26 protein-coding genes and 1 other RNA gene are annotated in these 25,137 nt (G+C 47.2%); 13 read left to right on the forward strand and 14 right to left on the reverse strand.

The genetic code is table 11. The annotated features are described in order from the left end of the window. Positions 1-22: 22 nt before the first annotated feature. Positions 23-1,285, forward strand: a complete 1,263-nt coding sequence (locus tag RBH92_RS10125) for a TIGR03790 family protein (RefSeq protein ID WP_307931941.1) — start codon at positions 23-25, stop codon at positions 1,283-1,285. A gap of 383 nt (positions 1,286-1,668) precedes the next feature. Beyond that, positions 1,669-2,841: a type III PLP-dependent enzyme gene (locus RBH92_RS10130; protein WP_307931942.1), complete on the forward strand. Its 1,173-nt coding sequence runs from the start codon at positions 1,669-1,671 to the stop codon at positions 2,839-2,841. 121 nt (positions 2,842-2,962) lie between these two features. Here RBH92_RS10130 and RBH92_RS10135 read toward each other — a convergent pair whose 3' ends face one another. The 3 genes from RBH92_RS10135 to RBH92_RS10145 are packed head-to-tail and all read right to left on the reverse strand — an operon-like array spanning position 2,963 to position 4,484. Beyond that, positions 2,963-3,472, reverse strand: a complete 510-nt coding sequence (locus RBH92_RS10135; RefSeq protein WP_307931943.1) for a dihydrofolate reductase — start codon at positions 3,470-3,472, stop codon at positions 2,963-2,965. Then, entirely contained in the window at positions 3,469-4,263 is a 795-nt protein-coding gene (locus RBH92_RS10140; RefSeq protein ID WP_307931944.1) for a thymidylate synthase, read from the reverse strand. Before RBH92_RS10140 ends, RBH92_RS10135 begins: the two co-directional genes overlap by 4 nt. A 5-nt stretch (positions 4,264-4,268) precedes the next feature. After that, a complete protein-coding gene (locus RBH92_RS10145; RefSeq protein WP_307933986.1) occupies positions 4,269-4,484 on the reverse strand; it encodes a hypothetical protein in 216 nt (71 codons plus the stop codon). Between RBH92_RS10145 and RBH92_RS10150 the strand changes: the two genes are divergently transcribed. Then, positions 4,433-5,908: a M17 family metallopeptidase gene (locus RBH92_RS10150; RefSeq protein ID WP_307931945.1), complete on the forward strand. Its 1,476-nt coding sequence runs from the start codon at positions 4,433-4,435 to the stop codon at positions 5,906-5,908. The two genes, RBH92_RS10145 and RBH92_RS10150, sit on opposite strands and share 52 nt — an antisense overlap. Before the next feature lie 42 nt (positions 5,909-5,950). Here the strand turns inward: RBH92_RS10150 and RBH92_RS10155 are convergent, their stop codons facing one another. Beyond that, entirely contained in the window at positions 5,951-7,189 is a 1,239-nt protein-coding gene (locus tag RBH92_RS10155; protein WP_307931946.1) for a LysM peptidoglycan-binding domain-containing protein, read from the reverse strand. A gap of 213 nt (positions 7,190-7,402) precedes the next feature. Next, positions 7,403-7,822 (reverse strand): preQ(1) synthase, encoded by a 420-nt coding sequence (gene queF, locus RBH92_RS10160; RefSeq protein ID WP_307931947.1) that lies wholly within the window; start codon positions 7,820-7,822, stop codon positions 7,403-7,405. Positions 7,823-7,903: 81 nt separating this feature from the next. Between queF and smc the strand changes: the two genes are divergently transcribed. The 7 genes from smc to RBH92_RS10195 all read left to right on the forward strand — a co-directional run bounded on the left by smc (position 7,904) and on the right by RBH92_RS10195 (position 14,742). Further along, positions 7,904-11,452: a chromosome segregation protein SMC gene (gene smc, locus RBH92_RS10165; protein WP_307931948.1), complete on the forward strand. Its 3,549-nt coding sequence runs from the start codon at positions 7,904-7,906 to the stop codon at positions 11,450-11,452. A gap of 94 nt (positions 11,453-11,546) precedes the next feature. Continuing rightward, complete coding sequence (locus RBH92_RS10170; protein ID WP_307931949.1) at positions 11,547-12,719, forward strand: cell division protein ZipA C-terminal FtsZ-binding domain-containing protein; 1,173 nt, start codon at positions 11,547-11,549, stop codon at positions 12,717-12,719. A gap of 234 nt (positions 12,720-12,953) precedes the next feature. After that, positions 12,954-13,199 (forward strand): CDGSH iron-sulfur domain-containing protein, encoded by a 246-nt coding sequence (locus RBH92_RS10175; protein ID WP_307931950.1) that lies wholly within the window; start codon positions 12,954-12,956, stop codon positions 13,197-13,199. 145 nt (positions 13,200-13,344) lie between these two features. Then, complete coding sequence (locus RBH92_RS10180) at positions 13,345-13,530, forward strand: hypothetical protein (protein WP_307931951.1); 186 nt, start codon at positions 13,345-13,347, stop codon at positions 13,528-13,530. Further along, positions 13,523-13,822 carry a cell division protein ZapA gene (locus RBH92_RS10185; RefSeq protein WP_307931952.1) on the forward strand — a complete coding sequence of 100 codons (300 nt, stop codon included), beginning with the start codon at positions 13,523-13,525 and terminating at the stop codon, positions 13,820-13,822. Before RBH92_RS10180 ends, RBH92_RS10185 begins: the two co-directional genes overlap by 8 nt. Positions 13,823-13,840: 18 nt before the next feature. Continuing rightward, a non-coding RNA gene (gene ssrS, locus RBH92_RS10190) (6S RNA) lies at positions 13,841-14,018 on the forward strand. Between the two features lie 82 nt (positions 14,019-14,100). Next, on the forward strand, positions 14,101-14,742 hold the full coding sequence (locus RBH92_RS10195) for an HAD-IA family hydrolase (RefSeq protein ID WP_307931953.1): 642 nt from the start codon (positions 14,101-14,103) through the stop codon (positions 14,740-14,742). An 18-nt stretch (positions 14,743-14,760) separates the two neighbouring features. On the opposite strand, the gene RBH92_RS10200 is transcribed toward RBH92_RS10195, so the two are convergent. Next, the gene (locus tag RBH92_RS10200; protein ID WP_307931954.1) at positions 14,761-15,414 is read right to left on the reverse strand and encodes a thioredoxin domain-containing protein; all 654 of its coding nucleotides are present in this window, start codon (positions 15,412-15,414) and stop codon (positions 14,761-14,763) included. A gap of 114 nt (positions 15,415-15,528) precedes the next feature. On the opposite strand from RBH92_RS10200, the gene RBH92_RS10205 reads away from it, so the two are divergent. Together RBH92_RS10205 and RBH92_RS10210 are read left to right on the forward strand one after the other, a co-directional pair. Next, complete coding sequence (locus RBH92_RS10205) at positions 15,529-15,984, forward strand: EVE domain-containing protein (RefSeq protein WP_307931955.1); 456 nt, start codon at positions 15,529-15,531, stop codon at positions 15,982-15,984. A gap of 28 nt (positions 15,985-16,012) precedes the next feature. Continuing rightward, on the forward strand, positions 16,013-16,810 hold the full coding sequence (locus RBH92_RS10210; RefSeq protein WP_307931956.1) for a sulfite exporter TauE/SafE family protein: 798 nt from the start codon (positions 16,013-16,015) through the stop codon (positions 16,808-16,810). Between the two features lie 40 nt (positions 16,811-16,850). Here RBH92_RS10210 and RBH92_RS10215 read toward each other — a convergent pair whose 3' ends face one another. From RBH92_RS10215 to RBH92_RS10250, 8 genes are all read right to left on the reverse strand, one after another. Beyond that, positions 16,851-17,180 carry a hypothetical protein gene (locus RBH92_RS10215; RefSeq protein ID WP_292923054.1) on the reverse strand — a complete coding sequence of 110 codons (330 nt, stop codon included), beginning with the start codon at positions 17,178-17,180 and terminating at the stop codon, positions 16,851-16,853. Positions 17,181-17,222: 42 nt separating this feature from the next. Then, complete coding sequence (locus tag RBH92_RS10220) at positions 17,223-17,681, reverse strand: hypothetical protein (protein ID WP_307931957.1); 459 nt, start codon at positions 17,679-17,681, stop codon at positions 17,223-17,225. A gap of 58 nt (positions 17,682-17,739) precedes the next feature. Continuing rightward, complete coding sequence (gene ppa, locus RBH92_RS10225) at positions 17,740-18,282, reverse strand: inorganic diphosphatase (RefSeq protein ID WP_307931958.1); 543 nt, start codon at positions 18,280-18,282, stop codon at positions 17,740-17,742. A gap of 184 nt (positions 18,283-18,466) precedes the next feature. Continuing rightward, on the reverse strand, positions 18,467-19,273 hold the full coding sequence (locus RBH92_RS10230) for an alpha/beta hydrolase family protein (RefSeq protein WP_307931959.1): 807 nt from the start codon (positions 19,271-19,273) through the stop codon (positions 18,467-18,469). A 50-nt stretch (positions 19,274-19,323) separates the two neighbouring features. After that, positions 19,324-20,205 (reverse strand): peptidoglycan recognition protein family protein, encoded by an 882-nt coding sequence (locus tag RBH92_RS10235; protein ID WP_307931960.1) that lies wholly within the window; start codon positions 20,203-20,205, stop codon positions 19,324-19,326. Positions 20,206-20,580: 375 nt separating this feature from the next. Beyond that, the gene (locus RBH92_RS10240; protein WP_307931961.1) at positions 20,581-21,927 is read right to left on the reverse strand and encodes a hypothetical protein; all 1,347 of its coding nucleotides are present in this window, start codon (positions 21,925-21,927) and stop codon (positions 20,581-20,583) included. A gap of 133 nt (positions 21,928-22,060) precedes the next feature. Then, complete coding sequence (locus RBH92_RS10245) at positions 22,061-22,972, reverse strand: hypothetical protein (RefSeq protein WP_307931962.1); 912 nt, start codon at positions 22,970-22,972, stop codon at positions 22,061-22,063. 199 nt (positions 22,973-23,171) lie between these two features. Next, a complete protein-coding gene (locus RBH92_RS10250; protein ID WP_307931963.1) occupies positions 23,172-24,347 on the reverse strand; it encodes a M20 aminoacylase family protein in 1,176 nt (391 codons plus the stop codon). Positions 24,348-24,550: 203 nt separating this feature from the next. On the opposite strand from RBH92_RS10250, the gene RBH92_RS10255 reads away from it, so the two are divergent. Continuing rightward, positions 24,551-25,129 carry a hypothetical protein gene (locus RBH92_RS10255; RefSeq protein ID WP_292923037.1) on the forward strand — a complete coding sequence of 193 codons (579 nt, stop codon included), beginning with the start codon at positions 24,551-24,553 and terminating at the stop codon, positions 25,127-25,129. Positions 25,130-25,137: the final 8 nt, after the last annotated feature.

Here is a 25,137-nt window from a genome sequence, read left to right on the forward strand (position 1 = left end):
AATCCTATGGAGGCGCGCTTTCATGTTGACGCTGAAACGATTGCCGTTAATCCCGAAACTTTCTACCCTATGGCTGCTGATACTATTACTAGCCTCTACCGCATGCCCGGCGGATACGCTCAAGCACATCTCATTGCCACGCACCGGCCTGGAACCGAAAGATATCGCCGTCATCATCAATGACAGCGATCCGTTGTCCCGTCAGATCGGTAATTACTATCAATCAGCGCGAAATATTCCGCCAGTCAATATCATTCGTGTCCGTTTCCAGCCCGGTCACAGCGAAATCACACCTGATGAATTTGCAATACTGAAAGCCAGTATCGATCAAAAAACGCCGGATTACGTACAGGCATTTGCCGTTGCCTGGACTGCTCCGTACCGGGTTGGCTGCATGTCGTTAACATCCGCATTGGCTTTCGGTTTCGATCAGAAATATTGCGCTGATACTTGTGCACCGACTGCGCTCAATCCTTATTTCAATTCACCCGGTACTAAACCCTACAACGACTATCGAATCCGCCCTGCCATGATGCTGGCCGGCACTACTTTCGAACACGTCAAGGCAATGATTGACCGGGGTATTCGTTCCGACCGGACTTTTCCGAAAGGTCAGGCTTATCTATTGAGTACTTCCGATACCGCTCGCAACAGCCGCGCACCCGGTTTCCAGTTGATCAAAGATGAATTCTCCGGTGTATTCCCGATACAAATCCTCGAAACCGATCACATCGCCGATCGTGACGATGTACTCTTTTATTTTACCGGACTCATCAGAATCCCCATGCTCGACACGCTGAATTTTTTACCGGGCGCGATAGCGGACCATCTGACATCCTTCGGCGGTATGCTGACGGACTCGCTGCAAATGAGCAGCTTGCGGTGGCTGGAAGCCGGTGCAACCGCCAGTTACGGCACCGTCGTGGAACCCTGCAGCTTTCCGCAAAAGTTTCCGGCTCCGGCAGTCGCCATGTTCTACTATGCAGCCGGCGCCAGCGTTATCGAAGCTTACTGGAAAAGCGTTGCCTGGCCGGGTCAGGGTGTGTTTATCGGAGAACCTCTTGCCAAGCCGTTTGCGCCGACTTTGCGTGAAACCGCTCCTGGCCGCGTTGAACTTAAAGTTTTTTCCCCGCGCGCCGGACGGCTTAGAATGGACAAATCAACCTCTGCCGCAGGTCCTTTTCACCCCATCGCGCGGCAAGCACCGATCCGCCGCGGTGAAAATCTACTTCACATTAATTTTGATGAAAAAATAGATGGTTATCTGCGATTGCAATGGAACTGAATTGTTTATTCTGCACTCTCCAGAAAGTACGTCATTGATTCTTAAAAAAATCATTACTCGACAAGTTTAGACCGCCAGTCCGGTTATCAATTTTTCCAGGATAAGCACTAAACTTTCTTTAAAAATTTCCGTCTAATGCCGCATAAAATTAGATACACATAACGCATTGTTTTTAATAAAATTATTCTAACGAAAAAAAGATTTTAAAAGTTTAAAAAAACACTTGATTTGCATGAAATGCGGACTATAATGCGTGCAAATTAAAAATCGATAATTTACCGATAAGGAGGTCATCATGAGAAGCACCAAGAACTTTTTTGCTCCGGCTGATTTAGTAAATATACATATTCCTGAAACGTAGCGTTTTTTAAAGGAGCACGCTCATGCCTACACTATCTACACTTCAAAAAACCAATCAGTCAGAAGTTCTGTTTGACACCCATCCTGAAATAAGCCTGAATTTTGAGCATGTACGAAATGCTCTGCGAGAAGGTTATCAACGACCGTTTTTGCTGGTCGACAGCGACATTATCCGGCATAAAACCCGACGATTTAAAGCGGCCATGCCACGAGTGCACCCTCACTATGCCGTCAAGGCGAATCCCGATAAGCGCGTCTTAAAAACCTTGATTGAAGAGGGCGCGGGATTTGAAATCGCCTCAATTGCCGAGCTTGATTTATTGCTTAGCATCGGAGTGCCGGCAGCCGAAATTTTTTACAGCAACCCGATGAAGTCAAGAGCTTATCTTGAGTACGCAGCGGCAAAAGGTGTTGAATGGTATGTACTCGATAGCGTTGAAGAACTGCGTAAAATCTTCAGCGTTAAACCGGATGCAAAACTGTATTTGCGCATCGACACGCCCAACATTGGCAGTGATTGGCCGCTGGCCGGGAAATTTGGAACACATCTGGGTGACATCAATGAGATCATCCAGGAAGCCGCATCACTCAAAGCAGATCTTGCGGGGGTCACCTTTCATGTCGGCTCGCAATGTCGTAATCCGCAAAATTGGCGTGTAGGTATTGAGCGTGCTAAAAAAGTTTTTGCCGAAATGCAATTAGCCGGCCTGAATCCAAGATTATTAAACATCGGCGGCGGCTATCCAGTGCGCCATGTCAAGCCGATTCCATCGATTGAAATTATCGCGGAAGTCATCAACGAAGCCATCGCTGATTTACCCGATAGCATTCGCATCATGGCGGAACCGGGACGTTATCTGGTTTCCGATTCGGCCTATTTCGTTTGCCGTGTAGTCGGTACAGCAACTCGCAATGGAAAACGCTGGATGTATTGGGATGCCGGTATGTTTGGCGGTGTTATCGAGATGACCGAAGGTTTGCGTTATGACATTCTAACGGACCGGAAAGGCAACCCAATCCCATGGTCAGTTGCCGGGCCAACCTGCGATTCCGTCGATATTCTGATGCAGGATCTAATGCTGCCTAACGATATCCAGGAAGGAGATTTTATTTATATTCCGAATGCTGGCGCTTACACCACTGCCTACGCCAGCAATTTCAACGGTTTTCCGCTGCCGGATGTAAAAGTAATATGATTCTTGAGCTATCACTCGCATAGCCGCGAAATCCAACTCAAGCTAAAAGGCGCAATGAACAATTTTTGTTCACTGCGCCTTTATTATTTCTGAATGCAATTTTTAAGAAATTGAATTTGCTTTATATTTTCCGTTCATAAATGACAAAGTGATACTCCAGATCGTCGTCTTTTGCTGAAATATGCTTGTCTCGCTGTTTTTCTTCCCATTCGCTCTTATCAAATTCCGGAAAAAAAACATTGCCTTCATAATCCCTCAAAATCTCGGTGACGTACATGCGCTGGCAAAATTTCAGCGCTTGCCGGTATAACTTCTCTCCGCCGATAATGAAATTTTCGGCATTTCCCATGCTTGTCTCCTCACAAACTTGCAATGCATCTTCGATGGAATTAACCACTACGGCGCCTGGTACTTCATAGTCCATCTGGCGGGTAACAATGACATTGGCGCGTCCAGGTAGGGGTTTACCGATGGATTCGTAAGTTTTTCTGCCCATGACAATGGTCTGTCCCATTGTCAGAAACTTGAAATGTTTTAAATCCGCCGGTAAATGCCAAGGCAATCGATTATCCCTGCCTATCACCCGGTTGTTAGCCATCGCAACCAGTATGGAGAAACGCAAAGGCGTCATACGGCTACCACTGCTTTAATTGCAGGATGGGGATCATACTTTTCCAAAATAAAATCTTCATATTTAAAATCATGAATCTCTCGTATTTCAGGATTTAATTTCATCATGGGAAGCGCTCTCGGTTCACGCAATAATTGCTCATGCGCTTGATCCAGGTGATTCAGATACAAATGCGCATCGCCCAGGGTATGAACGAAATCACCGGCGTCAAGCTCGCAAACTTGCGCGATCATCATTGTTAGCAGAGCATAGGATGCAATATTGAACGGTACACCCAGAAAAATATCCGCGCTACGTTGATAAAGCTGACACGACAACCGGCCACCTGCTACATAAAACTGAAAAAAAGCATGACAGGGAGGCAGCCGCATTTTGTGGAGTTCCCCGACATTCCAGGAAGAAATCAGCATGCGCCGCGAATCGGGAGTGCTTCTGATTTGTTCGATCACTTGCTGGAGCTGATCAATACAACGGCCATCCGCAGTCGTCCAGGATCTCCACTGATGGCCATAGATAGGCCCTAAATCACCATTCTCATCAGCCCATTCATCCCAAATTGTAACACCGTGATCGTGTAAGTAATGGATATTTGTATCACCCCTGAGAAACCAAAGCAATTCATAGATAATCGATTTTAAATGACATTTCTTAGTGGTCACCAATGGAAAGCCATCGGCAAGATTGAAACGCATTTGGTGCCCGAAAATAGACAGCGTGCCAGTCCCGGTCCGGTCGGATTTCCGATAACCATGGTCTATCACATGCTGCATTAGCTCGAGATACTGGCGCATTAATTTTATTCTCCATTTTTCACACGGAAGGATACACTTTTCTGCAACTGGCTACGCAGCCCAAACACCCGTAACCCGTATATAATAGCAACATTATCTGCAATCATTCTTAATGCAATGACTTCCGATATTGTCACTCTAAAAATAATACTCGACAGGAAAGTTTTCAATGCTGGCAACACTTCACCAGAATCAGAATATATCATTATTTGATCACCCATCTATTAAAGCATCCTACATACTCGTAGTTTTACCCAAACAAGAGAAGCTCTCCAAAAAACATCCGATTCCCGGCGAGGAATCATTGCATCAGTTGCTACTGCGGCGCGATATGAAATTGACCGATCTCTGTGAAACCCCCGTATGCGCAAATTTACAGAATGGCGAACTATGCAGCTGGGTCATGCTGGATAGCGCCCAACCGGTTTTTAACCAGCAGACCACCATGCGCAAAGCCATGAAATTATTGCTACAGGAAAATCCGGCGGAAATACACATTGTGACGCTTGGTACCACACAACAAAAAAGAAGTTTTGCGGAATGCGCATTGTATGTTGCATGGGTCAATGGCGCCACTTTACCCGTGAGAAAAAATAAGCCCGTCAGAAAACCGCTAACCAAAATTAACTTATATGGATATAAAGATAACGGAAACTTCAAAATGCAACGGGCATTGGCTGAGGGAAATTTATTGGCCCGCGGCCTCACGGTGTTACCTGCTAATGAATTAACGCCCAAGACTTACCGCCAGCAAATAAAAAAACTGGCAGACAGTGAAGGCTGGAAATATCAGGAATTTGATTTTAACAAGCTCAAGGAAATGGAAGCGGGCGCTTTCGTCGCCGTAGCTCAAGGCAGTGACACCGAAGATGCTGCAATTGTACATTTGCAGCATCACGTCAATCGAAACGCGCAACACAAAAGCATCGCGTTAGTTGGTAAGGGTATTTGCTTTGATACCGGCGGTCACAATTTAAAACCCGCGCGTTACATGCAAGGTATGCACGAAGACATGAACGGATCGGCGGTTGTTTTGGGCATTTTACTGGCGGCTACGCGTGCTGAGATCCCTATTAACATCGATTGCTGGCTGGCGATCGCGCAGAACCATATCAGTCCTCGCGCCTATAAACAAAGTGACGTAATTACAGCACTCAGCGGATTGTCGATTGAAATCGTTCATACCGATGCAGAGGGGCGAATGGTACTGGCTGACACGCTGACCCTAGCGAGCAGACAAAAACCTGATCTGATTATTGATTTCGCCACTCTGACAGGCAGCATGAAAACCGCGCTGGGATCGCGTTACAGCGGAGTTTTTAGCAATCTCGGCGAGCTCTCCCAAAAAGCGGTTACGGCTGGCAGCAATTGCGGAGAACGCGTTTGCATGTTTCCTATGGACAAGGACTATGAAGAAAGTCTGGAGAGCACAATCGCAGATATCAAACAATGCGAACTGGATGGTGAGTTCGATCACATTCTCGCTGCCTGCTTCTTACAAAAATTTGTTGCCGATGATACACCGTGGTTGCATATGGATTTATCCGCCAGCAGTCACAAAGGCGGATTGGGCGCCGTAGATAGTGAAATTACCGGATTCGGCGTCAGTTGGGGAATTGAATTACTAAGAGAACTTTACAGCTAATGGCTTTTAGGATCAGAAAGCGGAGCCTTCGTCTATTCCCCATCAGCTTTTTACGATATACAGTTTTTGACCGATCGACAGATTATCATTGCTATTGTTCCACTGTTTTATTTGGTCAACCGTAGTACGGTAACGTCTGGCGATGTGATACAGCGTATCGCCTTTTTTCACAATATGCACATCGGATTTATCATTCCAGAACTGCCTTTTCTTCTGAACAATCCCATCCTTCTTACTTTCAGCGACTAAGACTGACTGTGGCACCAATATTCTCTGACCAAAGACAAGATTTTTATTCCGCGCGATTCCATTGATGGTTTGCAGTTGTTTTACTGTAGTTCCATGGCGAGCGGCAATGTCATTAATTCTCTCGCCTTTTTGGACATGGTAAATTCGCCACGAAAACCGGGGATCTTGATATGTTTCCAAATTTTGGACAAAAATTTCTTTCTTATCTTTTGGCAACAATAATGTCCTCGGTTCGTCCGAAACTTTTATGACAAAACGGTTGTAAGCTGGGTTGAGTGCGGTAAATTCAATGTCGGAGATATTAGCTAGGCGGGTAACAAGAGAGATATCGATGTGTTCATGTATTTTTACCTCGTCAAAATACGGTCGATTCGGTATCGGTCGAAGTTGAATACCATATTTCTTAGAATTGGTAACGATATCTTTTATCGCCAATAACTTATAAACATAATGCTTGGCTTCTATCGGCAAATTCAAATCATAAAAACTGACCGGCCTGCCTTTATGCAAGTTCCTGGCAAGCGCTTTACTGACAACCCCCTCACCGACATTATAAGCGGCAATCGCTAGCTTCCAATTGTCAAACTTCCGGTACAGATACTGAAGATAATCAAGAGCCGCTTGCGTTGACGCGACGATATCCCGGCGATCATCATGCCACACATTTTGTGTCAAACCCAATATCTTGGCCGTTTCCGGGATAAATTGCCACAAACCGGCCGATCGGTTATCCGATTTAATCAGTGGATTATAGGAACTCTCAATCACCGGAATCAATGCGATCTCCATCGGCATATTGCGGCGTTCGATCTCCTCTACTACATAAAACAAATAACGTTCACTGCTAGCAACGATATGATTGAATGCATGAGGATTCTGCGTATATGGCGCTTCAATTTTTCGAATCGCTTTATTGTCAGGCGGGAGAGTCAGTGCGAACCCGTTGCGGATGCGATCCCATAAATTTTCATGGTGCTGGTTTTTTTTGATCGGAACTAATTTATCAGCGTAAGCGCTTATTGACGAGAACAAAAAAGACCAGAAAATTAGCGAAAACAATAAAACAATTAAGCTATTTCTTTTTAAAATCATCTATATAAAATTTTTTATATCCATACCGTCCTACAGGATATATAAAAAATTCGTCTTTGCAAACTATTTTTTTCATATAAGAAAATTATTAAATAGCAACAGTCATTTAAAATCAATAAGTTATGCTCATCAACTTAAAATAATAATCAATACTCATTCGCGAATATTAGATCCACTCAAAGATTCATCATTTAAAATCATCGACTTACCTTTCCATCCTTTTTTTCGGTATTCAACGGCAACATTGGTAAAAATGCCTCCCCGGACATAAAAACGCGCGATTAGACGCAAGTATCTCGGCTTCAGGATAGCGACGAAATCATCGAGAATTTTGTTGGTGACCGCTTCATGAAAAACCCCTTCATTCCGGTATGACCAGATATAAAGTTTGAGGCTTTTCAACTCAATACATTTTTTGTCGGGGACATAATCCAAAATCAAAGTTGCAAAATCCGGTTGCCCTGTCTTGGGACATAAACAGGTAAACTCCGGGATTTCCATATGAATATGGTAATCCCGGTCAGCATAGGGATTAGGGAATGTTTCAAGAGACTTCTGGGGTTTGCTAGTCATTCTTCTTGCTCATGGTAAAATTAAACAAAGCGCAGATAGCGCTGCCGACTATTATAACCGCCTAATCCGCTAAACAAAAAATTGCGACTAGCACAAATCAAGCTCGCCGGCTTCAAATCATTTGTCGAACCCACTGCAATTTCCATCTCGCAAGACCTCGTAGGCATTGTGGGACCGAATGGTTGCGGCAAATCCAATATCATCGACGCGGTCCGCTGGGTTCTCGGTGAATCCAAAGCCTCGGCATTACGAGGCGACTCGATGCAAGATGTTATTTTTTCAGGATCCGATCACCGGAAAGCCGTTGGCCGTGCAAGTGTTGAACTGGTTTTTGACAATCACTTAAACCAGATAACCGGTCAATGGTCCAGCTATGCTGAAATTGCCATTAAACGAGTCTTGCAGCGAGATGGCCAATCAAACTATTACATCAATAACTTACACGTAAGGCGCCGCGATATTGCGGATCTTTTTCTCGGTACCGGCGTCGGTGGACGCGGTTATGCCATTATTGAGCAAGGCATGATTTCCAGAATCATAGAGGCCAGGCCGCAAGAATTAAAAAGTTTTCTGGAAGAAGCCGCCGGTATCTCTCAATACCGGGAAAGAAAGCAAGAAACTGCTTCGCGGCTTGCTGAAACACTAAAAAATCTCACAAGATTGGAAGATATCCGGCAAGAGTTGGAAACCCAGCTGCAACAGATGGAGATTCAAGCGCAGAAGGCGCAGCAGTACCAGTTATTACAAGAAAAACTGTTAACATCGCAAACCCTGCTCTGGCTGCTGAATAAAACCGAAGCCATCGCCCAGCGCAACTCGGCGCAACAAACCATCCTGCAACGGGAAACCGAGCTTGAAAGCACGCTGCTCAACCAACGCGATGCAGAAAAAAAATATGAAGACACTCGTACAAATGAGAGTGCCATTAATGAGAAACAGCTCCAAGTCCAGGGAGAATTGTACGCCGCCGATGCGGAAATCGGGCGTTTGGAGCTGGAAATCGGTCATTTGCAAAGCACACATGAACGCATCACCCAACAGATGCTGCAGATTGAAAGCCGGTTGCAGGCATCCGCCGAAAATACAGTCATAAAAAATGACGAGCTTGTCTATTGGCAACAAGAAAAATACAAAGCCGAAGCCATTCATCAGCAGTGCATTATTAATAATAACCGGAAGAATGCGGAACTACCGGCAATCGAAGCAAGCTTTCGCGACTGCCAGGATAAATTGAACGAGAGCCGGCGCAATCTCTTAATTATCGAGCAAGCCAATCAGCTGGAAGAAAACCATCAAACTTATTCGATTAAAAATATCCAGCAACTTGAAATACGCCGAGACCGCCTAATCCATGAAAAAAATGAATTGGAATACATCGACCCACGGAAATTAGCCGAGCTTGAAACCGCGATCAAGCAAACGGAAAACACGCTCAACGCTGAAAATCTAGCCTCCCGGAATACTCAGAACGAACTGTCGGCTGCGCAAGCAAGTAAGGAACAAACGGCAGCTCAAATTCTGGAACTTCAACAAGCCATATCACAAGCAACGGCGCGCTTCGAAGCATTACAAAACTTACAACGTAAACTGGAAGAGAATCAGGACCTCAACGCATGGCTGAATCAACGTCATTGGCATGGCTTACCGAGGTTATGGCAAAAAATCCAAATCGAATCTGCGTGGGAAGTCGCTTTAGAAGCAATATTACGCGAGTTTCTCAACAGCATTGAGATCGAACAATTAGAACAAATACAGGACTGGATTGAGGAAGCGCCAACCGGAAAATGGGCAGTTTTTGAAAAAAACCGCCCCGCCGCTCTTGATCCGGTGACCGGAATCAATTCCACAGCCAGGAACTGCAAGCGATTGCTCGCCTATATCAACTGCGGCCAATCCGGAATCCAGCCGGTGCTGGAAAATTGGCTGAGCCATGTGTACGTCGCTGAGAATCTTCAACAAGGCTTGGCGCACAGATCATCGCTCACTCCCGGAGAAATATTGGTAACACCGCAAGGACATAGAATTACCCGTCACGGCATCACGTTCTATGCCCCCGATTCGCACTTGCATGGCGTTTTATCCCGGCAGAAAGAGCTGATTCAACTGCGTGAAGAAATTGCCCGGCTCGATTCACAATTCGAAAAACAGCAGCAATTGATGATTCAAGCGGATCGCCAATGCAATGAGTTGAAACAGGTCATTCACAAAACGGGTGAGAAAAGTAAGCGCTTACAGCAGGAATGCCACCAACTGCAACTCGAGTGGGTGAAGCAGTCGCAAATCCACGAGCGCGCCATCCACCGCAGTGATCAAATCAGCCAGGAATTACATGAAATCGAACAAGCATTGAATAGCGAGCTTGCCCAGCAGCAATCGGCTAGTGAACGGTATCAAAAAAATCTGAAACAAATCGAAAACTCCAAATCCATCGCGCACCAAGCTCAGCTTGCATGGGAAGCCGCAAATCAACAGTTTTCCGGTCAACAGCAAAAAATGCTGCAAACCTCGAAAGAATTACAGGATGCTGCGTTTTATTTGCAGACCTGCCAAAACAAAATTACCGAGATCGAAAACAGCTTACTGACTATTGATGAGAACTATCAAAGACTGAACGAAGAATACAATGCCTTGCAGCTGGAAAGAAGCCAAGTGGAATTGTCACCGCTCCAAGAGACTTTAAATACGGCAGTGGCAAAACGCCACGCAATCAAACTGGATGCCGCGCGAATCCGGACCGAGGCCGAAAGTATCGCGGGTCAGTTACGGCAGATCGGCGATGCCCGCATGGCATTTGAACAAAAATCCTATGCCTTGCGAGAAGATATCAGCCAAGCCCGCCTTCAAGAACAAGCCGCAGAAATAGCAATCCGGCAACTCGATGAAATGATTCAGAAAACCGGAATTGATACCGAGCAGCTAATACCGCTGCTCAAAAACAAAAAAGCAGCCGCGTTACAAACCGACATTCGCCAGCTGAATGCAGGAATTGCGGCGTTAGGAGCTGTGAATCTTGCCGCGTTAGACGAGCTTGAAGCCGCAAAAGCAAAAGAATCTAATTTGCTGATCCAAATTCAAGATCTGAGCGATGCAATCACAATATTAGACCACGCCATGCAGCAGATCGATCGCGAAACACAATTGCGCCTGCAAGAGACATTGGATTTGACCAATCAACATCTATGCGAAATTTTCCCGTTAATATTTTCCGGCGGAAATGCCAGGCTTACGCTTTATGAAGACAAAACGGTTGATGCCGGCTTGATACTGATGGCGCAACCGCCCGGTAAAAAAAATAGCTCTATTCATTTATTGTCGGGAGGAGAAAAAGCCTTGACCGCGCTCGCCTTGATTTTTTCTTTATTCCGGCTAAATCCAGCACCGTTTTGTTTATTGGACGAAGTCGACGCCCCGCTCGACGACAGTAATACCGGCCGTTTTTGCGAACTGGTTAAAAAGATGGCGGAACGCACGCAATTCATTTTCATCAGCCATAATAAAATAACAATGGAGATGGCACAGCGCCTAATCGGAGTTACAATGCAAGAACAAGGAGTTTCAAGAATAGTCGCTGTCGATCTGGCAGATGCTATTAAGATGGGAAAGCGGGATAAAGTAACAATTAATCAATGATTGTTGTCAATCATTGATTGCTGACGTAATCTTTTCTTGGCAGATGAATGCAACCGTTTTAGAAAAAGCAGAAGGAAATTTGGAGAGAATAAGCATGAGTGATTTGCAAATAAGTTTAATCATCATCGGTATCATCGTTATTGCTGGTGTAGTGGTTTTCAATTGGTTGCAACAGCTGCGTTACCGCCGCAAGGTGCAAGCCGCATTCGATCATGAGCACGATGACATTCTATTGGACAAGCAGAATACCGAAGATCCATTCCAGCGTATTGAGCCCAAATTTAATAAAGCGCCACCGGATCCGCAATCCGATATGCTCGAGCAGCAAAAAGAATTACCGCTCAACGAATCCCAAAAAGTATCAATTCCTCCGGCCGTTCACACCGCCCCATCTTTTCATGCAAATATCGTGAGTAGTTCAGCCGCAACTTCGCCTTTGCTTGATTATGACAACAATACCAGTTATATCGTCAATATCCGCTCGGACTCAGTCATACCTAATACGCATATCGCAAAATTACTACAGAGAAAATTCGATTTTGGAAAACCTGTCTATTGGCTGGGACAACCCGACAAAGATGAGCCTTGGGAGGAAATCACCAATGAATCCAACGTTGACAGCGATGGTTACGGCCATATCAAAGGCTGTCTGCAGCTGGCGGATAGAGCCGGCCCGATCAGTGAAGTGAATTTATCCAAATTCCGCGATTTGGTGCTTGACTTCGCATCGCAAACACAAGCCACGGCCGAATGCCCGGATATTGTCAGCACCCACGAGAAAGCCGTCGCGCTTGACAAATTTTGCGCTGACGTCGATGTCATGATCGGTATCAATATCATTAGTAGAGATGACGGTGCTTTTGTCGGCACCAAAATTCGCGCGTTAGCGGAAGCGTCCGGATTCAAGCTTGATTCAGACGGATTGTTTAAATATCGCGATGATAGCAACAATACCCTATTCACGCTCAGTAACTATGAATCCTCGCCATTCCTGCCGGATAACATGAAATCATTAACCACACACGGCGTCACATTTTTGTTGGATGTTCCACGAGTGGCGCATGGAGAGAGAGTTTTTGATCAAATGACACACCTTGCAAAAATCTTCTCAAATACGCTGGGGGGAATTATGGTTGATGATAACCGCGTGCCACTTAGCGATAGTGGAATTCAAAGAAGCAAACAGCAACTGATTGAAATACAGAATGTAATGAAAAATAACCATATTTTGGCTGGTAGTCCAAGCGCATTACGGCTGTTTGTTTAAATTTTTTCAACCCAAAACTAAAGATAATGACGTAAGCATCCGTAATCGCTATCAAATTGGAACTTATGCTTAACCTTTTTATTACAATCTATTAGAGAATCTTATTAGAAAAAAAATAGAATAATGATATATCTTATTAATAAAAAAGATAAATCTCTAAGAAATACATCTTTCTAATGTAAACATGGTTATTTAAACGATCTGATATTAATATTTTGTTAAAGAGATATAGAAATGAGCGAATCTTCAAATCAAGCACAACGTTTTTCACCAATAGAAGTAAAACTTGAATCAGGAAAAGATTACTTTTGGTGCTCCTGCGGTCAGAGTAAATCGCAACCTTTTTGCGATGGCTCCCACAGAGGCACCGGATTTACGCCTCATAAATTTTCTGTCAGCGAAAATAAAACCGCTTGGCTATGCACTTGCAAAAAAACCGGCAACCGTCCGTTTTGCGATGGGACCCATAATAAACTTTAATCTGCAAGATATTTGCATAACCAAATAAATAATAATTCAACAACTAAAATATAATGTTTCTAGGGCACATAAACAGAATTGTAAATTGGTTACATATTCTATAACCTGTTAATTATTCGAGAGTTAGTGTCACATGGAAACAGAATTGAAATTTCTGGAAGAAAGGGTTTATCTGCTCATTCGTTTGTATCAGGATAGCCGTTCCGAAAACAGTAAGCTGCGCAAAGAGCTGGCAGCTTCTCACGAGCAATGTGAAAAGCTCAATGAGAAAATTCATGTTGCCGCAGACCGGCTTGAAACACTTTTGACGACTATTCCAAAAAATGAATAATGAATTGCTAAAAATCAATATCATGGGACGAGAGTTTCAAATTAACTGCCCAGAACAAGAACGAGAAGAAATTCAACTAGCGGCAGTTTATCTTGATAATAAAATTCAGGAAATCAAGGCCGAAGGGAAAGTTGTCGATTCCGATAGAATTGCGATTATAGCGGCGTTAAAAATAACCCACGAATTATTATCGCTCCGCCACGGAAGCGGTTTTGACATAGAAGAATTTAAGCGTAGAATTGTAGCGTTAAAAAAGAAAGTTGATGAAGCGATAACATTGAAGGAAAATTAATGTTATCGCGGTTAAAGTTAATCCCTGCGATGTTTGTTAAGGTTTATATTCTTTGAACCAATTGTTGGAAACTGGCTGTGGAATTTAGTGATACTGTTGTGCGCGCCTTTAGGGGATGTGCCTGATGTATCCATGAAACAGCCGCCTTGAACCGTATGGTTCAAGATGATAGCCTGACGGCATATGTGGGGAGCCATTTCGGGACAAGAAATATTGAATCAATGTTTCTTGTCCTTTTGATTTTACGCTTCTCATCTGCGACATCATAAAATCTCATCATGCAGCAAAACACCCTCTCCCCTCTTCCTGCACCAACAACGTTTCTGTTTGATATTGGCAAAGTGTTACTGGATTTTGATTTTGAATCTTCGCTGATTCGATTGATCCCGGACACTGTTTCCAATCCCCATGAACGGATCCGTCACGTACTCGAACGAAAGAACGCACTTGAAACCGGATTCATTGATCCGGGCAGCTACGCCGATTGGGCGCTGAAAGCTCTCGGAAGCAACGCATCCCAGGAACAGTTCTATCAAACCTGGCAGCAAATCTTCACGGTCAATGAACCCATGTGGCAGTGCGTTCGCAAACTTGCCGCCGCCAATTACACATTGATCTTGATATCCAATATCAATGCCATTCACTCGCCATGGATCTTCACAAGATACCCCGAGTTTTCTTTTTTTCAGCATAGAGTGTTATCGTTTGAAGTCGGTTTTCTGAAACCTGATCCTGCAATCTACCGGCACGCCATAAACACATTCCGGCTCAACCCAGCATTAACCGTTTATATCGACGATCAACCGCAGAATATCCTCATTGGTAAAACACTGAACCTGCAATGCTGGCAGTACAACATTGATAATCACCCAGCTTTTGAAAACTGGCTTGAGGATAAATTAACAACCTTGGGCAGGTAATATTGGAATCAGCAACGGCTATTTTTCCGCCAAGAAATGCTCGACCATGGCTTGCTTGTAGTCGATCTGACCAAATGAAACATCCTTTAACTCGCCTTTGCGATCGAACAAAATACAAGACGGCGTTCCTTGCAAAGCAAAGCGTTCAAAAGTTTCAGCGCGCATTGATTTTTGTTCCAAATAATGCCTGACCTGCTGCAACACCGATTTTTTTTGATCGTCGGTAAAATTTTCAAAATTCGGCAAGAATTCATGAGCATACTGCTGCACTCGTTCGTCGGTAACGGGTTCGGTTTCCGCCACGACACGATCCATTCCCACGGCAAAAGGTATTTTCCAGGCCAGCTTGCCTTCAGACAGCATGCCATACTGATCCAATGCTTTTAGTGTTTCACCGATTACTTCACCGGTGGTCACCAATTTCCGCAAATTCTCCAACGTATTTTTATCGTAATCCTCAAAGGCAGTGGCCAGACCGATCACCGCTAATCCTTGCTGGTGATAGCGCTGATGCAAATCAATCGCGCGCGGTAGCGAATAAATAAAACAACCGGGGCAATTGACCTGGAAAACTTCGATCAAAACGACCGAACCCAACAAATCAGGAAGTGTAAGCGGCCCACCCTGAACCCATACATCGACCGTAATATCAGAAAGTGTGTGATTATTCATCGCAAAAGAAGTTAGAATGTGCATCCATAATGCAGCCAAAATAGCATATTTGCGAGAACACATTGAAAGATTTTATCGAGACAAACTTCCTTCCAATTTACAGTTTTTCTAAAAATGCGCTACTGGTTAATGAAATCAGAACCTTACGAATTCAGTATCGAGGATTTTTTGGCGCAACCCAACCAAACCATTGCCTGGGAAGGCGTGCGCAATTATCAATCGCGCAACTTCATGCGTAATCAAATGAGCATCGGCGATTCAGTATTTTTCTATCATTCCTGCTGCAAAGATCCCGGCATTCTGGGAATCGCAAGGGTCAGCAAACCGGCGTACCCGGATGCAACGCAATTCAATCCTGCCAGCAAATATTTCGACCCTAAAGCTTCGCCTCACAATCCGCGGTGGTTTAATGTTGAACTTACGCTGGTACAACGAACCCGCTTGGTTCCGATCAAGGAACTCAGACGGTATCCTGAATTGCAAAAAATGCGCGTGCTGCAAACCGGTAACCGGCTTTCAATCACGCCGGTTGATCCGGCAGAGTGGCAATTCATTCTGACCATTCTATAATCCGATCTTTTTTCTTAGCGGCTCAATCATGGAATGGTGGGTAATTTATTTGTTGACCGGGGGATTTGTCGGATTCTTCGCGGGTTTGCTCGGTATCGGCGGCGGTTTGATCATCGTTCCGGTATTGATTTCGTTGTTCACCGCTCAAGATTTTCCAGCTGATCGCATCATTCACATGGCGCTCGGCACCACCATGGCGACCATCATCTTCACATCGATAGCCAGCTTGCGAACACATCATCGTCATGGCGCGGTTGACTGGCAAATCGTAAAAAACATTTCTCCCGGCATTGTTGTTGGCACCTTCAGCGGCGCGACTCTGGCAGGTTCGCTAACGGGACAGTTTCTAAGCTTGGTTTTTGTTATCTTTATTTTCTACGCGGCCACACAAATGCTGCTGCAATTCCGCCCCAGCGCGATTTTCCAGTTACCGGGGAAAGCCGGCATGTTCCTTGCCGGTGGTATCATCGGCGCCTTATCGAGCCTGGTTGCCATTGGCGGCGGATTGTTATCGATACCGTTTTTGTCGCTCTGTAACGTCAAGCTGCAACATGCTATCGGCACGGCTGCTGCAATCGGTTTTCCAATCGCATTGGCCGGTACTGCCGGCTACATAGCCAACGGATTAGCGCATGGAGAAAATCTGCCGGAATACAGCTTGGGATACGTCTATTTACCGGCACTGGCAATGCTGGTGGCCGCCAGTATGCTGACAGCGCCATTCGGTGCAAAACTCACGCACTCGACCAGAACCGGAATTTTGAGAGGAATCTTTGTGGTTTTGCTTTATAGTTTAGGCATCCGGATGTTGCTGGGATTGGTTTAATTGCGGTTTTGCCGTCCCGTCAAACAATCATTACGCATCGTTACAGCAATATAAACCCGATTTCTTTGTTAACGGTATCCTTGATGACGCCGAGCGCCGCATTGATCGCCGCTTCCGCAGCCAGCACGCCCAATCCCTCGATTGTCATCAACACCATGCGTGACGCATTTTTCTGCATCTCGAGGTGAAGCGCCGCTTGTTCGTCGTTAATTTTACCGGCTGCTCGCAATGTTCCAATCATCACCAGCGTTTGTGCCAGTTTCTTCGCTTCGGATTCCGCATAATCCTTCACATCCGGCCATTTATCACCCAGGCTGCCATTCAATGCAGCCACGATGTCTTTTCCCAGTTTAACCGCATCAAGGTTCATGTTGTTCTCCTTACACTCAAATTAGAACTGCTAAATGGAAAATCACTCGCCACGGCGTTTGGCAAGCTCCAGTTTCAAGATAGCTGTAAAACTGGTATTGAAATGTGAACGCACGAGCGTGATTTGATCTTTCGACAAGCAAGCGATTCTATGCAGCTTTTCAAGGTTATCAAAGTTACTGGCAAGCAACGCGGTTTGTTGGGTGGTGATATCGTTTTTGGGAATTGCCGCGGCACGAACGGTAATCGCGCTCACGTCGACCTTAGCCTCGTCATAAAATTGTTTATGATGATCAAAAGTACATTCCGGCAACCCTTCCACCGATTCCAACACCACCAAATGCGCCTCTGTCTTCCGTTGCAAATCCGTGACCGCCCGGTCGGTCGCTTCGTCATAACTGCTGATCAGTTTTACGGTACAACCCGTCAGCACCAGTGCCAATATTAAGGAAACAGCCGCTAAAAACCCCGGATGCCACGACATGCTTCGTACAATTTTCATGATTGTCCTCCCCGTTAATCATCAAATCCGGATGACACATGGCAATCCGGTCTCGTTATCATCCATTGTTATCCGCGACATTGGCCATTTCGATGGCGCGCATCACCATATCCCGGGCCTCGGCTGCAGTTCCCCAATGGCCGACGCGCACCCATTTTTCCGGTTCAAGGTCTTTGTAATGCGTGAAAAAATGTTCGATTTGCTGAAATACAATATCCGGCAAATCATCGCGCTCGCAAACATGCGCGTAATAGGGAAAGGTTTTGTTGTCCGGCACGCAAATCAATTTCTCGTCGCCACCATGTTCGTCTTCAAGGTGCAGCAATGCAATCGGCCGGGCGCGAACCACGCAACCGGCAAGGAAAGGCGAACGGGCGATTACCAGCGCATCGAGCGGATCGCCGTCATCGCACAGTGTGTGCGGAATAAAACCATAATTCGCCGGATAACGCATCGGGGTATGTAAGATACGATCGACAAACAATGCACCGGAACGTTTATCGAATTCGTATTTAACCGGCTCGCCGCCGGTCGGCACTTCGATGATGACATTAACGTTGTCAGGCACATTCGCGCCAACGGGAATTGAACTGATATCCATGAAATTAAATTTTGTGATTCTCGAAGGAAATTAAAAGGGGACTAAGCAATTGATTGCTTTGAATCAGTGTACTGAAGGCGGCAGATACTGTCAAACACGACCCCGGCGGCGATCAATAATTTCTTAAAACAGACTCAGTCTGCCCTACTTCACAGCCACACATCGATCATTTTTGCGAACAAAACTACCAGCCCAGTCCAAAAGCCCGGAAGCGTTCAATCACCAGGTCATCCGTATGGCACGACTCGCATGATTGCCAGACATGCCCCACACCTTCCACGACATAGCGGGCAGCGGGTGCTTTCCCGCCGGAAGCAATTTTTAAGCGTACCAGATTGGACGGTTCACCACAAACGGAATAACCGGAAACAACCGGCTCATTGACGGTGTTTCCATTCACTAAACGTGCCTGCGCATAGCTTTCCTGCCAGGAAAAATGCTCGCCGGATCCGGTTGATTCATCATCCGGTGAGTCGTTGGCGCCATTTATCATGACAAAGGGAATAGCCGGTACCGCCGCCGCGTTCCATTTCCAGGCATTCTCCGGGGTACGGCGCAGCTTTTTGCCAACTGCGCACAAACCGCTGAATGTTTGCGGAATTACCGGCTGCATCGCCCAAACCGACCAGACCAGGCCGCCGCCTGCGGAAAATCCGCACAGCCAGACACGTTTGACAAAGCGAAATTGAATGCGGACTTGAGCTTCCAGCGAAGCCATAAACCGCACATCGATCAAGTTGTCAATCGCCTCCTCGGGAATATCGGATTCCCAAGGGTTCGTCCATCCCGGATTGGAACCGGTCACCAATCCTTGTGGAGCAATATCCATCACATCGACGCGCGGGCGGATACCATTCAGAAATTCCACTGCATCGCCATTACCGCCGTGCAGCCAAATGACCGCATCTGCTGGTTTCGTAAGCGGATCGCGGTACACCGCTAACCGTTTGATACCGTCGGACACCAGTTGCAACGCGGGATAAGGCATCATGTCACTCCTCTGTGCAGATAATGAACAGAACTCCGGCAAGCGCCGCAACGCTAAATCAGCGAATCCGGATCGATACCGCGAGCCACGAGCACATTCCAAGCAGCGCGTGAAACAAAGGTCGTCCAATAACCGTTGACGACCAGGTCATTCTGTTTCTGAAAAGCCGAAAGCGCGACATCGCTCGCGCGCCCCCAATCGCCATCGACTCCATCGCCATTCGGACCGAAACGGCCCAAATCGTAACCCAGCTTAACCAGCGCTCGCTGCCGTTGTGTTGCCGTCCAGAACGGCGACCAAATGTCCGGAATACCGGGATCCTCATAAATGCCGCGCAACACCCGGGCAAAAGGAAATCCCGCCACATCGACTTTATATCCGGGACAAACATCGTGATGACCGTGATGATCCTGCCAGGTAATCGCAGGCCAGCGTTCGACAATCTCACGCCCGGCTTGAATCATCATTGCGATCTGCTCTTCCGTCCAAGGCTGAATCAACATCGCTTGCTTGCCATTGGGAGAATGCGCCTTGATCCAATCCGCGCCAGCCTTTACCCCGTCGCGCGCGTAACCGATATTCACGGTCTCAACGCCAATGGTGGCGCGCGCGCCTTTGGTGCGGTCATTGGATGGCTGTCCATCCCAGCGCAAGAGCTGATTCTTCCCCGCATGCCATGACCGGTTATCCAGCGATACATAACGGTCAATGCCTTCCGAAAAGCTCCGTCCCACCCCGTAATGCGCCGAAGCAATTCCCTGTTGCGCCGGGTGGCTGCCGCCGATGGTATCCCGGCAACCTTGCAGATCCCACGACGCCGTCCAATGCCAGGTCACTCCCATCGGCCGATGCTGCGTCGCACTGGTCCACCCTTTGCCGACCGCATTGCCCGCCGTTAAAGGAATCATGAATTTCTCGTTAATCTGCACCTTCATGAAAGCATCCCCTCCGGAGTTTTTTTTCAGGCTATATCGCTTTTTTGAAGAATTCAACCAGAAATTGATACAGCCATGATCCGCCATAGGCAATGGCGACAATCATTCCAATGGCTGCCGCACCATAGATAATTTTATCCATCATTTTGTTTTTCTCCCAATCATTGGTCAACAGATTGAATCTATCAGCGTACTTTCGGTAGCCCGGAAACCGGTTTACAGCATATCACTCGCTCAACTGCGCTGTCTGAAATTTCAGTATAAGGCGCCGCCAGAATCTTTCATTGTCCGCTAATTCCGCACCGTCCGCCGGGCAATTCATCCCGCTCAGTCTTTTCACATTACTTTAACTCTGATAACGCAGCCCGGTAGCTATTAAGATTTTTTATCAGGAATCTTAAATCCCAAATAAGCCCCTGCGCTCAACCCTTGCAATGCAAGCAAAGTCGGGCTGAATTCAGGCATCGCCAGAGTTTCCCAAACCGAATGAACATAGATAATGCCGAGAATGAGCGTCCAGATTAAAATTTGTACGCGATGAAACGCTGTATTGCCTTCCGGATCGCTCAGTATGTCTCTCAGGAAACTCTGGCTTAGGTTATTTTCCGCGATTCTCAGAATCCTTTCTCTCAGCAATGCTTGATTATGTTGCAATGCATTCAACATTCTTTCCTTATATCTCTTCTGATCCGCAGTAAAAGTCTGATTCTGCAGGAGCTCCTGTTCAATAGTTTGCGCCTCTCCTTGCATCGTAATCAGTTTTGATTCGAGATCATCAATGCGTTTCGACTGAGAATCCCCGGAAACATCAATGGCGGCGGACCCTAACGCGGCGCCGGTGCCAATCCCGATGAGTGCCAGCGCGCTATCGCTGATTTCATTCAATGCACCGGTCGTTACCCAAATGGAAACAAAGGATACGGCTACAAGCACAGACCAGAAAGCCATTTGGCAGCGCGCCAGACTCCACGGTTTGGAACCCGTTTCCGGTTTAGTACCGATATCGGACAGCGATTCTTTCAACGCTGCCCGGAGCGGCTCAAACCACCAGATACACCCGATCATAATGATCAAGAGAGAAACGAAAATTATGAATTTAAGCGGATTTACCTGCTCGAGTAATACGTAAAGCGGAGTTTCCTTGTCATTTTGCCTAACAATATTTTCAAAAGGAATCCATTTGGAACCATCATCCAATCCAATTGCAACATTCACCGGGCGGGTAAAAAAACCGGGCTTAGGCTTGCCATTTTCCGGATCTTCAGCCGAACCGAAATTCGGAATGGGCGCGCCGAGCAAGCTGATCCAATTTTGCTTGTTCCCGGAATCCCTGGAACCGTATTTAAGGTCGAATGTAATCGTTCCGTCCCGATAACCCTCTCTTAAATTAATTGCCGCAAGCTCACTTATTTTGAGATCGTTCAGATAAAGAACAATATTCCGTTTGCAATTCGATTGCGCCGCGCAGCTCTCTTTCGCTTCCAATAGGGCTTTCAGATTACGCACCGTCAATACCAACCGGTCATTAATTCCTATCCGGATCAGAGTCTCCGGTTCATCGTTCTCGACTCTGATTCCTCTGAGTTGCGGATTCCACAAAGAGATTTTCTCGATACTTATCACTGAGTCGCTTGTTCGTCCATCGTCCGCCTGCGCATACGCATGCGCGCCACGGATCAGGAGAAATAACAACAAGAAAAACAGTATCCTCGCAAGATTCATTTCAATCCCCTTGTTATGCAATTCCGTAAAGTACCATTCGACGAATATGAATCCGCCGGAAATTGTTTATTACCTGCTGCATTACGCTTCAGAAGCCACGCCCTGCCGCGAAATTGTTGGTGCAGTCAATTAATCAGCGTTCCGATGAATCTTCTTCCGGGCAAGCCTTCTCGCGCAGTTTTCTCACCACGGTATGATATAAACTGGCATTCTCCAGCGAAGGTCCGGAACTCAGCAACCGGGACAGTTGCTCGCAGTTAGCGCGGGGCGCATTGACGATCGCGAGCACCAGAAAATGCACCGGCGCATCGATTGCAGCCAGCCGGTCGAAGAGATCTTGCGGTAGCGCGGCATTGGCGGCGAGCGCAGCCAATACGTAGGTTTTGTATAAACTCAGACGAACCGGATCGGCAACGTTAACATCATGATTCGCTGCCGCCAGCAGTTTTTCCATGATCGCCCGTGAAATATTGCGGTTGCCTGCCAATCCCGCAACCCGCCCATACGTGAGCGGCCCGGCGGCGATCTTTTCCAGAATCACTAGCGGCGTATTGGGATTTGCGCCAACCTGTTGCACCACGGCATCGTCGCCGGAATCCGCCAGTCTGCCGAGAAGCTCCTGCGGCGCCGATGGATGCTGCGCCAACGCGGTATCGATCTCCCGGCGTCCCCAGGGAATCCAGCGTTGGCTCACCTGTTCCAGAGCATCCGCAGTGGAAGCCGGATTTTTCGCAATCGAATGCGCGCTCTGTTGCATAAATAAACCCAGTCCCGCAAGCAAGAGCGAGACCGAAAACATCCATGCAAAAAGCACATGCCCGCTACGCCACGAAGCATTGCCGGAACGTAGATCATACCAAGCAAAAGCGCTGTAAACCAAAGCCCAGCATATACCCGCTCCCAAGAAACCATAAAAAGGGATAAATATCAGACCAATCGCGGCTGTTGAGCTGCTGGAGCTAAAAACGGCATACACAACAAATGCCGCCGCACCCATAAAACCCGCGAAAGCACCTGCTTTCAGAATAGCTTTCCGATTTTGCATTCCACTCCTTTCTCCGCATGATGCCTGACTTAGCCGGGCTATTGGTAATGGCTTAAGGAAACGCTAATTAATTCGACGAACGAGATGAAGCGCGAGGCGCACGGAACGCAGCAATCGAGACATATCAACAAGATAGGCGAGGAAGCGAGTGCCGCGCAACAAAGTGATTCGCTCGTATAGTCAATTAATCAGTGCTCTCCTAGCCAGGCAATTCATTCTCCACCAGCCGGACCCAGTACGCCGCGCCCAGCGGCAGAATGTCATCGTTAAAATCATAATTAGGATTGTGCAGCAAGCAACTGCCTTCCGAGCTGCCGTTGCCGATCCAGATGTAGCAACCCGGCTTTTGTTGCAACATGAAGGCGAAGTCCTCGGCGCCCATGCTGGGAGTTGGTGCGGTATCGACGCATTGCTCACCGGCGACGGCAATTGCGGCACGAATGGCGCCGGCGGTTTCGGCGGGGCTGTTGATAGTAACCGGATAACCCGGATTTTCGGGGTTAAACAGGATACCGGCGTGAATTCCAAAACCCTGCGCGACACTTTGCGCCAATTGGCGGATACCCTGTTCCAGTTGCTCGCGCACGGAATTTTTGAAGCTGCGGAAAGTACCGCGAATGACGGCGGAATCCGGCAGTGCGTTCCAGGTATTGCCGCCGTGTATTTGCGTGACACTGACCACCGCAGCATCGGCAGGGTCGATCCGGCGGCTGACGATAGTTTGCAGTTGCGTGACCAAGTGCGCCGCGGCGACCAGCACATCGTTGCCGAGATGCGACATGGCGGCATGCGTGGCTTGGCCTTTCAGAGTGATTTCAAAGCAATCGAACGACGCCATCATCGGCCCGGTTTTGACGGCAAAATGCCCCACCGGCACATCCGGAAAGTTATGCATGCCAAACACCCGCTGCGCCGGAAATTGTTCGAACAAGCCTTCGTCGATCATTTGCAACGCCCCGGCACGGCATTCTTCCGCCGGCTGGAAAATAAAATACACGGTGCCGTCGAAACGGCCATGCTTAGCCAAATAGTGAGCGGCACCGAGCAGCATGGCGCAATGCCCGTCGTGGCCGCAGGCGTGCATTTTGCCTTTGTGACATGACACGTGATCGAAGCGGTTTTGTTCCTGGATATACAGCGCATCCATATCGGCGCGCAGCGCAATGCTGTTGCGGCTGTTGCCACGGCACAGCACGCCGACGACGCCGGTTTTCGCCAACCCCTGATGCACTTCGATACCGGCATTGTGAAGTTGCTTCGCAATCAGTTGGGCCGTCGCGACTTCTTCAAAAGCCGTTTCCGGATGCTGGTGGATGTGTCTGCGCCAGCGTTGCATGTCGGCATGCAACGCGAGTATCCCGGGATCAATGGTCATGGCTGATCAATCGTTGTCAAAACTTGCGCATCGTATCACGGGTTAATTGACGCGGCTAACGGCAGTTCAAGGAAATTATCCGTTTACCGCGCCAATTATTTGACAACACTAGAGACTTTCAGTATGTTCAATCTTAGGAAAAGCTTTTTCCTATCCTACCTGTGGCTTTATGTACATGTAACCATACAACAATGGAGGTTGTCATGAGCAAGAAATTCGCCAAACAAGATTTTCTCATCAAAGATTTAGCAATCAGTATCAGTGGCGGAGGCCGTGGCGGAACATGGCTGCCCGGACCGGATGACGAAACACCGCCCTCGCCGATTTCACCGGTTGCCAGTGTTCTCGTGAATCTCGGATTGATCGAAGCCGTTCGCGGAACGATTACCGAAGCTGTTAAAGCCAAAAAATTTGACGAAGTTGCGCGCGCATTCGTGCAAAACGACGTCGGCGGCAATCCTATTATCCGTTCAGCCATTCATGAGATCGGTGCTGCCGTGGTTGCCAGCGCCGCATTCGCATCGCTCGGCGGCGGAGGCAGCGTCGGGTTGCCCAATCCCGATTGTGGAGGGACTTCTTACGAAACCATACCGCCGACCTTGACCCCAGTGGTTCATACCGGCATTTCGGTTCACCGGGTAACGGAATTGCACCGGCTCAGAAAGCAACTGGCGCAGACCGTGGCGTATGTCGATAAGGTCGCGGCTGCACAGGCACCCCGGGGCGCTGAAGTGGACACTGTCCGCACGCAATTGCAAGAGGCATTGAAGAGTCTAGGTTAGACGAATCC

It is taken from the genome of Nitrosomonas sp. sh817 (assembly GCF_030908545.1).
Lineage (GTDB): Bacteria > Pseudomonadota > Gammaproteobacteria > Burkholderiales > Nitrosomonadaceae > Nitrosomonas.

Bases quoted from the DNA above. Each gene is read 5' to 3' on its own strand.
- RBH92_RS10210 (WP_307931956.1), top strand. From the start codon at position 16,013: ATGGAATGGTGGGTAATTTATTTGTTGACCGGGGGATTTGTCGGATTC.
- RBH92_RS10170 (WP_307931949.1), top strand. From the start codon at position 11,547: ATGAGTGATTTGCAAATAAGTTTAATCATCATCGGTATCATCGTTATT.
- RBH92_RS10245 (WP_307931962.1), bottom strand. From the start codon at position 22,972: ATGCAAAATCGGAAAGCTATTCTGAAAGCAGGTGCTTTCGCGGGTTTT.
- RBH92_RS10175 (WP_307931950.1), top strand. From the start codon at position 12,954: ATGAGCGAATCTTCAAATCAAGCACAACGTTTTTCACCAATAGAAGTA.
- RBH92_RS10240 (WP_307931961.1), bottom strand. From the start codon at position 21,927: ATGAATCTTGCGAGGATACTGTTTTTCTTGTTGTTATTTCTCCTGATC.
- RBH92_RS10135 (WP_307931943.1), bottom strand. From the start codon at position 3,472: ATGACGCCTTTGCGTTTCTCCATACTGGTTGCGATGGCTAACAACCGG.
- RBH92_RS10200 (WP_307931954.1), bottom strand. From the start codon at position 15,414: ATGAATAATCACACACTTTCTGATATTACGGTCGATGTATGGGTTCAG.
- RBH92_RS10185 (WP_307931952.1), top strand. From the start codon at position 13,523: ATGAATAATGAATTGCTAAAAATCAATATCATGGGACGAGAGTTTCAA.
- RBH92_RS10235 (WP_307931960.1), bottom strand. From the start codon at position 20,205: ATGAAGGTGCAGATTAACGAGAAATTCATGATTCCTTTAACGGCGGGC.
- RBH92_RS10125 (WP_307931941.1), top strand. From the start codon at position 23: ATGTTGACGCTGAAACGATTGCCGTTAATCCCGAAACTTTCTACCCTA.
- RBH92_RS10145 (WP_307933986.1), bottom strand. From the start codon at position 4,484: ATGGGTGATCAAATAATGATATATTCTGATTCTGGTGAAGTGTTGCCA.
- ppa (WP_307931958.1), bottom strand. From the start codon at position 18,282: ATGGATATCAGTTCAATTCCCGTTGGCGCGAATGTGCCTGACAACGTT.
- RBH92_RS10150 (WP_307931945.1), top strand. From the start codon at position 4,433: ATGCTGGCAACACTTCACCAGAATCAGAATATATCATTATTTGATCAC.
- RBH92_RS10220 (WP_307931957.1), bottom strand. From the start codon at position 17,681: ATGAAAATTGTACGAAGCATGTCGTGGCATCCGGGGTTTTTAGCGGCT.
- RBH92_RS10255 (WP_292923037.1), top strand. From the start codon at position 24,551: ATGAGCAAGAAATTCGCCAAACAAGATTTTCTCATCAAAGATTTAGCA.
- RBH92_RS10230 (WP_307931959.1), bottom strand. From the start codon at position 19,273: ATGATGCCTTATCCCGCGTTGCAACTGGTGTCCGACGGTATCAAACGG.
- RBH92_RS10215 (WP_292923054.1), bottom strand. From the start codon at position 17,180: ATGAACCTTGATGCGGTTAAACTGGGAAAAGACATCGTGGCTGCATTG.
- queF (WP_307931947.1), bottom strand. From the start codon at position 7,822: ATGACTAGCAAACCCCAGAAGTCTCTTGAAACATTCCCTAATCCCTAT.
- RBH92_RS10140 (WP_307931944.1), bottom strand. From the start codon at position 4,263: ATGCGCCAGTATCTCGAGCTAATGCAGCATGTGATAGACCATGGTTAT.
- RBH92_RS10130 (WP_307931942.1), top strand. From the start codon at position 1,669: ATGCCTACACTATCTACACTTCAAAAAACCAATCAGTCAGAAGTTCTG.
- RBH92_RS10195 (WP_307931953.1), top strand. From the start codon at position 14,101: ATGCAGCAAAACACCCTCTCCCCTCTTCCTGCACCAACAACGTTTCTG.
- RBH92_RS10250 (WP_307931963.1), bottom strand. From the start codon at position 24,347: ATGACCATTGATCCCGGGATACTCGCGTTGCATGCCGACATGCAACGC.
- RBH92_RS10205 (WP_307931955.1), top strand. From the start codon at position 15,529: ATGCGCTACTGGTTAATGAAATCAGAACCTTACGAATTCAGTATCGAG.